This window comes from Micromonospora sp. DT201 (assembly GCF_049841575.1).
Lineage (GTDB): Bacteria > Actinomycetota > Actinomycetes > Mycobacteriales > Micromonosporaceae > Micromonospora.
The window spans coordinates 578,838-591,521 of the sequence record NZ_JBNCKP010000001.1; the positions used below are offsets into that span (position 1 = coordinate 578,838).

At 70.3% G+C, this 12,684-nt stretch carries 6 protein-coding genes; 5 read left to right on the plus strand and 1 reads right to left on the minus strand.

Annotated features, from left to right (window positions below; translation table 11 throughout):
- Window positions 1-112: 112 nt before the first annotated feature.
- From ACLQ28_RS02820 to ACLQ28_RS02835, 4 genes are all read left to right on the plus strand, one after another.
- Window positions 113-523, plus strand: coding sequence for an Asp23/Gls24 family envelope stress response protein (locus ACLQ28_RS02820; protein WP_110561593.1), 411 nt, complete (start codon window positions 113-115; stop codon window positions 521-523).
- A gap of 237 nt (window positions 524-760) precedes the next feature.
- A complete protein-coding gene (locus ACLQ28_RS02825; RefSeq protein WP_425684594.1) occupies window positions 761-2,449 on the plus strand; it encodes an acyl-CoA mutase large subunit family protein in 1,689 nt (562 codons plus the stop codon).
- Between the two features lie 203 nt (window positions 2,450-2,652).
- Complete coding sequence (locus ACLQ28_RS02830; RefSeq protein ID WP_425684595.1) at window positions 2,653-3,576, plus strand: tetratricopeptide repeat protein; 924 nt, start codon at window positions 2,653-2,655, stop codon at window positions 3,574-3,576.
- 66 nt (window positions 3,577-3,642) lie between these two features.
- Window positions 3,643-5,121, plus strand: a complete 1,479-nt coding sequence (locus ACLQ28_RS02835; protein ID WP_425684596.1) for an arginase family protein — start codon at window positions 3,643-3,645, stop codon at window positions 5,119-5,121.
- 183 nt (window positions 5,122-5,304) lie between these two features.
- Here ACLQ28_RS02835 and ACLQ28_RS02840 read toward each other — a convergent pair whose 3' ends face one another.
- Window positions 5,305-7,269 (minus strand): penicillin-binding transpeptidase domain-containing protein, encoded by a 1,965-nt coding sequence (locus ACLQ28_RS02840; RefSeq protein WP_425684597.1) that lies wholly within the window; start codon window positions 7,267-7,269, stop codon window positions 5,305-5,307.
- A 289-nt stretch (window positions 7,270-7,558) separates the two neighbouring features.
- On the opposite strand from ACLQ28_RS02840, the gene ACLQ28_RS02845 reads away from it, so the two are divergent.
- Entirely contained in the window at window positions 7,559-12,643 is a 5,085-nt protein-coding gene (locus tag ACLQ28_RS02845) for an NAD-glutamate dehydrogenase (RefSeq protein WP_425684598.1), read from the plus strand.
- Window positions 12,644-12,684: the final 41 nt, after the last annotated feature.

Consider the following 12,684-nt stretch of genomic DNA (forward strand, 5'->3'; position numbering starts at 1 on the left):
AGCCCGAGCCTGAGCCTGAGGCGTCAGCGACCCGACGGTGCAAGGGCTGTCGGGCCGTCCGTTGGCCGTCAACCGGGGACTGCCCGGTGGCACGAGGAGTAGGGGAGTGACTGTGGACCACGAGGCGACGCAGGAGCTGACCACGGCGTCGGTGCCGGCTGGCGGGACGACGCACGTCGCGGACGAGGTGATCGAAAAGATCGCGGTCGCGGCGGCCCGAGCGGTGCCCGGAGTTGTCGAGTTGGGCGGGGACGTCGCCCGGTTCTTCAACGCGGTTCTCGACCGGGTTGGGCTGGATCAGGTGGGCGACGCCCGGCGGGGTTGCTCTGCCCACGTGACCGGGGACGCCGCCGTGGTCAACCTGGTGTTGGTGATCCAAGCCGGCCAGCCGGTGCCGGAGATCACCGGCCAGGTGCGTGCCCGGGTCACCGAGGCGGTCGAGGCGCACGGGTTGCGGGTCGACGAGGTCAACATCCGGGTCGACGACGTGGCGATGGGTGGGCCCGCGGTCCCCTCGGCCTGAGGGGCAGCCCCGCACCGGAGCTGCGGTGATCAATTGATGAGAAGTAGGTCGGGAAGGCTTCGGACGCCTACTTCTCATCAATTGATCATGGCGGTAGCGGTGGTCACGGGCCGACGGGACCCACGGTGGGTCAGCGACCGGCTCACGTTACCCACGGGTACGGCCTGACTTAGCGATCGTTCAGGTGTGGGCTCTACACTCGATGTGCAGTCGAGGACCCGAGGAGGAGCCCTGCTCATGGACGCCGACGAAATCGACGCCGGAAGGGCACGCTGGCAGGCCCGATACGACGCCGCACGCAAGCGGGACGCGGACTTCACCACGCTCTCCGGGATGCCGGTGGAGCCGGTCTACGGGCCACCGGAGGGCAGCGCGTACCCGGGGTTCGAGCGGATCGGTTGGCCGGGCGAGTATCCGTACACCCGGGGTTTGCATCCGACCGGCTACCGCGGGCGGACCTGGACCATCCGGCAGTTCGCCGGCTTCGGCAACGCCCAGCAGACCAACGAGCGCTACAAGATGATCCTCGGCGCCGGCGGCGGCGGTCTCTCGGTCGCGTTCGACATGCCGACGCTGATGGGCCGCGACTCGGACGACCCGCAGGCGCTCGGCGAGGTCGGCCACTGCGGCGTCGCCATCGACACCGCCACCGACATGCAGGCGCTCTTCGACGGCATCGACCTGGCCGACGTCACCACCTCGATGACCATCTCCGGCCCGGCCGTGCCGGTGTTCTGCATGTACCTGGTCGCCGCCGAGCGGCAGGGTGCCGACCTGTCCAAGCTGGACGGGACTCTGCAGACCGACATCTTCAAGGAGTACATCGCGCAGAAGGAGTGGCTCTTCGACCCCGAGCCGCACCTGCGCCTGATCGGCGACCTGATGGAATACTGCGCCGCCGAGATCCCGCGCTACAAGCCGCTGTCGGTCTCCGGCTACCACATCCGCGAGGCCGGCTCGACCGCCGCGCAGGAGTTGGCGTACACCCTGGCCGACGGATTCGGGTACGTGGAGTTGGGCCTCTCCCGCGGGCTGGACGTGAACGTCTTCGCGCCGGGGCTGAGCTTCTTCTTCGACTCGCACCTCGACTTCTTCGAGGAGATCGCCAAGTTCCGCGCTGCCCGCCGGATCTGGGCCCGCTGGCTGCGCGATGTCTACGGCGCAACCAGCGAAAAGGCCCTCTGGCTGCGGTTCCACACGCAGACCGCCGGGGTGTCGCTGACCGCCCAGCAGCCGGTCAACAACGTCGTACGCACCGCTGTCGAGGCCCTCGCGGCGGTGCTCGGCGGAACGAACTCGTTGCACACCAACGCATTGGACGAGACCCTGGCGCTGCCCACCGACGAGTCCGCCGAGATCGCCCTGCGTACGCAGCAGGTGCTGATGGAGGAGATCGGCGTGGTCAACGTGGCCGACCCGCTCGGCGGCTCCTGGTACGTCGAGGCGCTGACCGACAAGATCGAGGCCGAGGCGGAGGAGATCTTCGCCAGGATCCGGCAGCTCGGCGGGGAGGGGCCGCACCAGATCGGCCCGATGACCTCGGGCATCCTGCGCGGCATCGAGGACGGCTGGTTCACCGGGCACATCGCCGAGTCGGCCTTCGTCTACCAGCAGGCCCTCGAAAAGGGCGACAAGAAGATCGTTGGCGTCAACTGCCACGCCGGTACGGTCGCCAAGGAGTTGGAGATCCTACGCATCTCCCACGAGGTGGAGCTGGAGCAGCGCCGGGTGCTCGCCGAGCGCAAGGGCGCCCGGGACGAGGCCGCAGTCCGCGCGGCGGTGACCCGGATGGTCGAGGCCAGCCGCACCGACGAGAACATGATCCCCGCGATGCTCGACGCCGTCCGCGCCGAAGCCACCCTCGGTGAGATCTGCGACGCCCTCCGCGCCGAGTGGGGCACCTACCGCGAACCAGCCCGCTTCTAACCCCCCACCCCACCCCACCCCCGCGATCTTGCACTTACTGTCCCGACAGACGGCGCGAATGTCGCGTTTCGACGGCAGAAAGTGCAAGATCGCGGAGGGCTGGGATGGGGACGACGGCCGGTCTGGGATGGCGGGGTGAGAGTTGCAACGTCGGGGTTGCGGGTGAGCTGAGATCGTCGGCTCACGTGCGAGACTAGGTAACCATGAGCGACCCACGGATCACCTCGTCGATCTTCACCCGCGGCGCGGTCGACCTCAGCACGCTGCGTGGCCCCGCACCAGCCAGTGCCCGCCCCGGCACACCCCCGCAGGGCGGCCCGTCCAACGGCACCCCCGGCGCGCCCACCGCCGGCGGTAACACCGCCATCGTCGACGTCACCGAGGCGACTATCCAGTCCGAGGTGCTCGAACGGTCGATGGCCATGCCCGTCATCGTCTTCTTCGGCGCGGCCGGCTTCCCGGAGAGCGACGAGTTCGCCCCGGTCCTGGAGCAGCTGAACGCCGAGGGTGGCGGCACCTGGGTGCTGGCACGTGTCGACGTGCAGGAAAATCCGCGAATCGCCCAGATGTTCCGGGTCCAGGGCATCCCCATGGTCTACGCGGTCGTCGGCGGTCAGCCAGTCGACGCCTTCTCCGGAGTGGTGCCCGAGGCGCAGCTGCGGCAATGGATTCAGGCTGTGCTCAAGGCCGGCGGTGTGGCCGTCGCCGAGCCGGAGGATCCCCGCCTCGACGAGGCCGACGACGCGCTGATGAGCGGCGATCTGGATGCCGCCGAGCAGGCGTACCGCAAGATTCTGGCCGACGCCCCGGCGGACGCCGCGGCCACGGCGGGGCTTGCCCAGGTCGGGGTGGCCCGCCGGGTGGCCGGCGCAGACCCGGCCACCGCGCTGGCCGCCGCCGAGAGCGCCCCCGACGACGTGGCCGCGCAGTTGCTGGCCGCCGACATCGAGGTGCTCAGCGGCCTGGCCGAGCAGGCGTACGCCCGACTCGTCGGTCTGGTCCGGCGCACCGCCGGAGAGGACCGCGAGACGGTCCGCCAGCACCTGGTTTCACTCTTCTCCATCGCCGGCCCGGATGATCCGGCGGTCGCCTCGGCGCGTCGGGCCCTGGCCAGCGCCCTGTTCTGAGTTCGTAGCACGCCAGCGCGGGCCGGCGTTCCGGCCGGCCCGCCCGACCATCGAGGACGGGAGCTCATGATGCGCCGGATCGCCGTCCTCGACGCGCCGACAAATCTCGGTCTGCGGCCGCCGACGTCCACGTCGGTCCCCGGTTGCGCCAAGGCGCCCGGCGCGCTGCGCGACCACGACCTGCTAGCCCGGCTGCGCGCCCGCGACGCAGGCTGCGTCACCCCAGCCCGGTACGACCCCGGCGACTGGCGTCCTGGCGACGGGGTGTGCCACGCCCGGGAGATCGCCGACTACTCGCTGGCCCTCGCCGAACGGATCGGCTCGATCATCGACCGGGGTGAGTTCCCGGTGGTGCTGGGCGGCGACTGCTCCGTGCTGCTCGGCTCGGCGTTGGCCATGCACCGCCTCGGTGAGGCCGTCGGCGGGCGGATCGGGTTGGTCTTCGTCGACGGGCATTCCGACTTCCGGCACCCCGGCAACGCCTCCTACGTTGGCGCGGCCGCCGGTGAGGACCTGGCCCTCGTCACCGGGCGGGGGCAGGCCGACCTGGCCGCGCTGGAGGGGCGCCGCCCCTACTTCCGCGACATCGACGTGGTGGTGCTCGGCATCCGCGCGCAGGACGAGTACCGGCTCGACCTGCAGGCCGCCGGGATCACCACTCGGCCGGTGCCGGCGCTGCGTGCCGAAGGCGCTGCCCGGACGGCCCAATGGGCGCATGAGCAGCTCGCCGACTGCGCGGGCTACTGGGTGCACATCGACGTGGACGTGCTCGACCCCGCGGTGATGCCCGCCGTGGACGCCCCCGACCCGGGTGGGATCGCGTTCGCCGAGCTGGAGATCCTGCTCGCCGGCTTGGTCGACACGCCGCACTGCCTCGGCGTGGAGCTGACCGTCTTCGATCCCGACTACGATCCGGACGGCTCGTACGCGGCCGAGATCGTCAACACCGTGGTCGCCGGCCTGGCCCCGGTCACCGCCCCGGAAGCGGTGCCGCCCCGACTGCTGTCGGCCCGGCCGACCCCCGGCCCCCGACGCGGTAACGGCCGGACCACGGCCCCCACCAGCAGCCCGCGCCCAACCCCCGACGACAGATCGCAGTACGCCCCAGCCGACCTCCCCGTCGACACCGGCCCGCCCGCCAACGCCGAGCTTGCCAGCCTGCGCCCGGTTGAGCCTGGCGGCCTGCGCTCGGTTGAGCCTTCGGGGGTGCGGTCGGTTGAGCCTGGCGGCCTGCGTCCGGTCGAGCCTGCCGGGGCGCGCCTGGTCGAGCAGCTCGGTGGGCCGACGGCGGATCCGTCTGGTCTGCGATCGGCGGAGCCGACCGGCGACGTCGACGTGGCGGACCGGCTTTCTCCTGGCGGCCTCGCCCCCGCGAAATCGGACCCGCTCGGCATCCTCGGCCCGGTTCATTCGGGGGCGGCCGGCGTCACGGCTGCTGTCGAGCGCGAGCCGGTGGGCCCACCGGCGTCGGCCGGCCCCGGCCTGCTGCGGAGGCCGCCGCCGACCGCGCCCGACGCTGACCACCCCAACGCCGACACGGCCTGATCCCTCTCAGACCCACCCCACCTCGCGAACCCGCTTGATCGACACCAAGTCGGCGATGTGGGGGCGTCTGGTGGCTTGGATGCCGCCAGGTCGGCGATCTGGAGTGGATCACCGACCCGGCCGGCGCTGACAGCGGCAGGTGGTCGGCCCCCGCGCCCTCGTGGCGCGCGGGCTTCAGGTCGGTCAGGTGGTTGGGAGGGCGCGGAGGAAGCGCTCGGCGATCGGGACGGCTGAGGCCGTGCTGGCGCCGCCCTTCTCCACGAATACGGCGAACGCCACGTCACCCCGCCAGCCGACGAACCAGGCGTGGGTGTGGGCCGGGTTGTCGTCGTACTCGGCGGTGCCGGTCTTGCCGTACACCTCGCCTGGCACATCCTTGAGCGCGCTGCCGGTGCCGGTGGTGACCACCTCGCGCATCATCGCGCGCAGCGCCGCGACCGATTCCGGCTTGAGTTGCTCGCCCGCCGGGGCCGGCTTGGCCGGCGCCGGGTCGGTCAGCAGCTTCGGCTGCTCGAACCGGCCTCGGGCGACGGCGGCGGTGGCGCCGGCCATGGCGAGCGGGCTGACCAGCGTGGTGCCCTGCCCGAATGAGGCCGCGGCCTGCTCGGCCTGGCTGCCGCCCGTCGACACCTTGCCGGTGAAGGCGTCGATGCCGAGATCCCACTGACCCTCCAGGCCCAGTGCCCGACCGGAGGCGGCCAGCCCGTCGCCGCCCAGCTTCGGTGCCAGCGAGGCGAACGCGGTGTTGCAGGACTTGGCGAAGTCGGTGCGGAACGGCACCGAGCCGAGCTCGAAGTTGTCCGAGTTCTTGAAGGACCGGCCGTCAACGGTGAACGTTTTCGGGCACGCCACCGGCCCGTCCAGAGTGATCGCCCCTCGGTCCAGCAGGCCCAGTGTGCTGACCATCTTGAACGTGGAGCCCGGCGGCACCTGGGCGGTGAAGGCCAGATTCTCCCCGGCTGGCCCGGGGCCGTTCGCCGCGGCGAGCACCGCGCTGTCGCTGATCCGTACGGCAACCAGCGCGGCTCGGCGCGGCTCGGCGCGTAGTGCCCCGTCGGCCGCGTTCTGGACCGCGACGTCCAACGTGGTCTTCAACGCCTGCCCGGGCTGTGGTTCCCGACGGAACAACTCGGTGCCGGTGGGCTCCAGCTTGCCGCCCTCGGTGGGACGCTCGACCACCACGGTCAGCCCGGTGCCGCCGCGCAGGCGCTCGTCGTAGCGGCCCTGCAACCCGCCGTGCCCGACCAGGTCGCCGGCGACGTAGCGGTCGGGGTGCGCGGCAATGTCGTCGGCCTGCGCCTGGTCGACCGTGCCGAGCACCGCCCGGGCGAACTCGCGGGTCGGCGCCAGGTCGATCTTGTCGGACTGGAACTTGGTGCCGGGCAGATCGTAGATCCGGGGCTTGATCTGCAGGTACGCCTCCTCGCGGAGCGACACCACCTCGACGAAAGCGCCAGGCTCGGCCTTGGTGACCCGCTCCGGCAGGTCGGCCAGGTCGACGGCGGGGACCAGCGCCGGGCGGATCGCCTTGAACGCCGCGTCGAGGTCCTTGACCAGCTTCTTCAGATCGGCGACCCCGTTCGGCTGCACGCCCACCCGGACCACCGGCCGGGGGGTCACGAGCGGTTGCCCGGCAGCATCCAGCACCCCGGCCCGGGTGCCGGCGTCGCGGCGCAGCGCCAAATGGTCACCCTTGGTGAGCTGCTCGTGCATCACCCGGGGCTCCCAGATCACCTGCCACTGATCGTCGTCGCCCTGGGCGAGTCGCACCTCCCGGTCGTACGCCCAGCGGGTCTGACCGGGCAGGTTCCACTCCACCCGGACAGGCGCGGTCGCGATGTCCGCGGTGACCTTCGGCTCGCCGCGACGCGTCAGCGTGGGCGGGGTGGCCGCCAACTCACCGGAGAGTTCCTTGATCTCGCGAGTCACCTCGGCCGACGGCAGCTTGGCGCCGGTCGGGTCGATCATGCCGACCGCCTGGAGATCGCCGCTGCGCCAGCCGGCGAGAAAGGCGTCGACGGTGCTCTGCGGCCCGTCGTCACCCGAGCAGGCAGCCAGAACGCCGGCCGTGAGCAGCACCGCGGTGAGCGCGGCGACCACACGGCGGACGGGGTTCGGCCGGTGGGGCCGGGGGTACGACAAGGGCATGGAGCTGGTCCTTCCGATCTCGGAGCGCTCTCGCACGGTAGTACGTGAACGCCGTCCTGAACGTCCCCCAGGTGGGCGAGCGCGTCCAAAGCCAGTCCGCGCCAGTGTGATGAACATCGCGTGGCGGGGTATCCCGCAGCCGGCCAACCTCGGACCCGCAACGGGTGAAAGGACAAAGTCCCGATCCGGACGTCTGGCCAGTGGTCCGCCGACGAAGGCGCAATACGGTAGGGCCTAGGCTGAGCGGCAGAGTGACCCACAATGCGGTGGGTCGAGGGGAGTGGCACCGATGGACCGGCGTCCGGCGATCAAACCGGAACCCGACCTCCGGCCGGATGACTCCGGCCGGGACGACGACAGCTTCGATTCGGCGACCGACGGAGACGGCTACGGCCGACTCGACACGGGAGTCACCGGGCTGACCGGGTCGAGCATCGACACCATCTACGATCTGGGTCTGCCCACCGAGGCATTGGCCGACGACGTGGAGGACGCCGAGCTCGACGAACCCGTCCCCAACGCGGAGCGCCTGGTGGCCCAGGCCGTCGCGCTCGCCAGGGACGACCACGACGCGGCGACACTTGTCGGCCGTTTCTGGCGGTTCGCCCCGGACGAGGAGCTGGTCGGCTTCACGGCGGAGGAAATGCTCGACGCGGCCCGGGCGCACCGGGACCTCGCCCAGCAGCGAGTGCCTGGCGAGTTGAAACTGCGGATCCACGAGCCGCACGCCGACCAGCACCACACGGTCGTCGAGATCGTCACCGACGACATGCCGTTCCTGGTCGACTCGGTGACCGCCCTGCTCAACTCGTACCACCTGGACGTGCACCTGCTGGTGCACCCGCTGGTGGTGGTCCGGCGTGAGCCGTTGGGTCGTCTCACCGAGGTCTCCGCAGACGTGGAGCCGGACGACGCGATCGCCGGCGACATCATCGAGAGCTGGATGCGGATCGAGATCGACCCGGTCCGGGACGCGGCCGAGCGGGAGCGGTTGCGCCGCGAGTTGCAGCGGGTGCTCACCGATGTGCGGGAGGCGGTGGAGGACTGGCCGAAGATGCGTCAGCGTTCCCTCGCGCTCGCCGACGAACTGGCCTCGGCCCGCACCTCCGACAACCGCCCACCGGTGCCGGAGAAGGACATCACCGACTCGGTGGAGCTGCTGCGCTGGCTCGCCCACGACCACTTCACCTTCCTCGGCTACCGCGAGTACCGGCTGGTGGACGCCCCGGGCGGCGACGCCACCGACCCGGTCGACGGCAAGGCGTTGGAGGCGGTGCTCGGCACCGGTCTGGGCATTCTGCGCTCGGATGCGCCGGATGCCCGGCCGCTGGCGTCGATGACGCCCGAGGCGCACGAGAAGGTGCTGGAGAAGCGCCTGCTCATCATCACCAAGGCCAACTCGCGGGCCACCGTGCACCGCTCGGCGTACCTGGACTACATCGGCTTCAAGATTTTCAACGAGCTCGGTGAGGTGATCGGCGAGCGGCGTTTCCTGGGCCTGTTCTCCACGGCCGCCTACCGGACCAGCGTCCGCGAGCTGCCGGTGGTGCGCCGCAAGGTGGCTGAGGTGCTGGATCGCTCCGGCCTGAGCCGGCGCAGTCACTCCGGTAAGGATCTGATCCAGATCCTGGAGACCTACCCGCGCGACGAACTGTTCCAGATCAAGACCGACGATCTCTACCACGCGGTGATCGGCGTGCTGCGGATGGCCGGCCGTCGGCAGTTGCGGGTCTTCCTGCGGCGGGACGCGTACGGGCGCTTCATCTCCTGCCTGATCTACCTGCCCCGGGACCGGTTCACCACGCAGAACCGGCTCCGCATGCAGGACATCCTGCTGCGTGAGCTGAACGGTGTCGGGGTGGACTACACCACCCGCGTCACCGAGTCGATGCTGGCTCGGGTGCACTTCATCGTCCGTACCGACCCGAGCCGGCCGCCGGGTGAGATCGACGCCGACCTGTTGGCCGAGGAACTGGCCGACGCGACCCGACTCTGGGACGACGACTACCGGCTGGTGCTGGAGCGCAAGCTCGGCGACGAGCAGGCCAAGCACCTGTTCACCCGGTACGCCGACGCGTTCCCGGAGGGCTACAAGGACGGGCACACGCCGTACGAGGCGATGAAGGACCTGGCGAAACTGGAGCTGCTCGAGGAGCCCGGTCAGCTGGAAATGCACCTGTTCCGCAAGCAGCTCGCACCACGGCCCGGCACCCGCGTGCCCGGTGCCGACCTGGCCGAGGCGATGGACGTCCGGTTCAAGGTCTACCGGTACGGCGAACCGATGATGCTCTCCGCCGTGCTGCCGGTGCTGCACTCGCTGGGCGTCCGAGTGGTCGATGAGCACCCGTACGAGGTGGACCGGATCGACGGTCGGGTCTACCTGTACGACTTCGGCCTCATGCTGCCCGAGGGGCACCACGAGTTGGCCGAGGTGCGCCCGCACGTGGAGAACGCCTTCGCGGCGGCCTGGCGCGGCGAGGCCGAGGTGGACCGGTTCAACGAGCTGGTGCTGCGCGGCGGGCTGACCTGGCGGCAGGTGGTGGTGCTGCGGGCGTACGCGAAGTACCTGCGGCAGGCCGGCACGGTCTTCTCGCAGGACTACATGGAGCAGACCTTCGTCGCCTATCCGAAGCTCGCCGCGTTGCTGGTGGAGCTGTTCGAGATCCGGTTCGCACCGGGTGAGCTCAGCGCCGAGCAGCGTAAGCAGCGCAGCGGTGAGCTGGTGGAGACGATCCGGGGTGCGCTGGACGACGTGGCCAGCCTCGATCAGGATCGGATCCTGCGCTCGTACCTGACGCTGATCGAGGCGACCCTACGGACCAGCTTCTACCAGAAGCGCTCCGACGGGCGGCCGAAGGCGTACGTGGCGTTCAAGCTCGACCCGCAGGCCATCCCGGACCTGCCCGCGCCCCGGCCGAAGTTCGAGATCTTCGTCTACTCGCCCCGGTTCGAGGGTGTGCACCTGCGGTTCGGGCCGGTGGCCCGAGGCGGGTTGCGCTGGTCCGACCGTCGGGAGGACTTCCGTACCGAGGTGCTCGGCCTGGTCAAGGCGCAGATGGTGAAGAACACCGTGATCGTGCCGGTCGGTGCCAAGGGTGGCTTCGTGCTGAAGCAGAAGCCGGGTGACCGGGACGAGGCGGTCACCTGCTACCAGGAGTTCGTCGGCGCAATGCTGGACGTCACCGACAACATCGTCAGTGGGCAGATCGTGCCGCCCGTGGACGTGGTCCGGCACGACGGCGACGACCCGTACCTGGTGGTGGCGGCCGACAAGGGCACCGCGACGTTCTCCGACATCGCCAACGAGATCTCCACGGCGCACAACTTCTGGCTGGGTGACGCGTTCGCCTCCGGCGGTTCCGCCGGCTACGACCACAAGAAGATGGGCATTACCGCCCGGGGTGCCTGGGAGTCGGTCAAGCGGCACTTCCGGGAGTTGGGCCTGGACACACAGACCCAGGACTTCACGGTGGTCGGCGTCGGCGACATGTCCGGCGACGTGTTCGGCAACGGAATGCTGCTGTCCGAGCACATCCGGCTGGTGGCCGCCTTCGACCACCGGCACATCTTCCTCGACCCGGAGCCAGAAGCGGCGACCTCGTACGCGGAGCGTCGGCGGCTGTTCGACATGCCCCGTTCCTCCTGGGAGGACTACAACCCGGAGCTGATCTCGGCCGGCGGTGGCATCTTCCCGCGTACCGCGAAGTCCATCCCGATCACGCCGCAGGTCCGGGCGGCGATCGGCCTGGACGACGACGTCACGCACCTGTCGCCGCAGGAGTTGATGAAGGCGATCGTCACCGCCCCGGTGGACCTGTTCTGGAACGGCGGCATCGGTACCTACGTCAAGGCGTCCACCCAGACCAACGCCGAGGTGGGCGACAAGTCCAACGACGCGATCCGGGTGGACGGGCGCAACCTGCGTTGCCGGGTGGCGGGCGAGGGCGGCAACCTGGGCTGGACCCAGCTCGGCCGGATCGAGTACGCGCTGACCGGTGGCCGGATCTTCTCCGACTTCATCGACAACGCGGCCGGGGTGGACACCTCCGACCACGAGGTGAACATCAAGATCCTGCTGAACACCGCGGTGGCCGACGGGGAGTTGACCACGGCCGACCGGGACGAGCTGCTGGCCGGGATGACCGACGAGGTCGCCGAGCTGGTGCTGCGGGACAACTACGACCAGGCTCGGGCGATCAACAACGCTCAGGCCCAGGCTGCCTCGCTGCTCCCGGTGCACCGCCGGATGATCAACGAGCTGGAGCGCTCAGGCGCGTTGGACCGGTCGCTGGAGGCGCTGCCGCCGGACGAGGAGTTGGCGGTCCGCAGCGAATCCGGCCTGACCGCGCCGGAATTCGCGGTGCTGCTCGCGTACGTGAAGATCGTCCTGGAACGGGAGATCCTCACCGAAGGGTTGGCGGACGAGGAGTGGACGACCGAGGTCCTGGTCAACTACTTCCCGACGCCGATGCGTGAGCGGTTCGCCGACCGGATGGGCCGGCACCGCCTGCGCCGGGACATCGTCACCACGGTGCTGGTCAACGAGGCGATCAACCGGGGTGGCATCTCGTTCATCTTCCGGGTCGTCGAGGAGACCGCCGCCAGTGCCGCGGACGTGATCCGGGCCTACGTGGTGGTCAGCGAGGTGTTCGGGCTGCGCGAGCTGTGGGACGCGGTCGAGGCGCTGGACAACAAGGTCGCACCCGAGGTGCAGACCAGCGTCTACCTGGACACCCGCCGGCTGCTCGATCGGGCGGTGCGGTGGCTGGTCTCCAACCGGCGCTCGCCGATCGACGTACCGGCCGAGATCGCCCGACTGCGCGACGGGGTCACCCGGCTGTTGCCGGGGCTGGAAGACCTGTTCTACGGCAACGAGCGGCAGGGCATCGCGGCGCACATCGACTCGATGACCGATCGCGGGCTGCCCCGTGACCTGGCGGAGCAGGCGACCCGGCTGATGTACAGCTTCGGCCTGATGGACGTGGTGGAGACCGCGAACAGCAGCGGGCGGGACGTCAGCGAGGTGGCCTCGGTCTACTTCGTGCTGTCCGACCTGTTCCGGGTGGACTCGCTGCTGTCGAAGATCTCCCTGCTGCCTCGGGAGGACCGCTGGCAGACGCTGGCCCGGATGGCGCTGCGCTACGACCTGTACGCCGCGCTGGCCGCGCTCACCGCCGAGGTGCTCGGCTCCACCCCGGAGGACCTGCCGCCACACGAGCGGGTGCAGCAGTGGGAGCAGTCGAACGCGACCTCGATCCACCGCGCCCGACGGGCGATGGGGGAGTTCGACGAGTCGCGGGCGGATCTCGCCGCCCTGTCGGTGCTGCTGCGCCAGATCCGCACCCTGGTGCGGACCTCCGCCGCGGCCGCCTGAGTCAGGTACGCCGGACGCGGTCCGGCCGGTCGGGTCACCCC

Coding starts and splice junctions, on each gene's coding strand:
- ACLQ28_RS02825 (WP_425684594.1), top strand. CDS start 761: ATGGACGCCGACGAAATCGACGCCGGAAGGGCACGCTGGCAGGCCCGA.
- ACLQ28_RS02830 (WP_425684595.1), top strand. CDS start 2,653: ATGAGCGACCCACGGATCACCTCGTCGATCTTCACCCGCGGCGCGGTC.
- ACLQ28_RS02835 (WP_425684596.1), top strand. CDS start 3,643: ATGATGCGCCGGATCGCCGTCCTCGACGCGCCGACAAATCTCGGTCTG.
- ACLQ28_RS02840 (WP_425684597.1), bottom strand. CDS start 7,269: ATGCCCTTGTCGTACCCCCGGCCCCACCGGCCGAACCCCGTCCGCCGT.
- ACLQ28_RS02845 (WP_425684598.1), top strand. CDS start 7,559: ATGGACCGGCGTCCGGCGATCAAACCGGAACCCGACCTCCGGCCGGAT.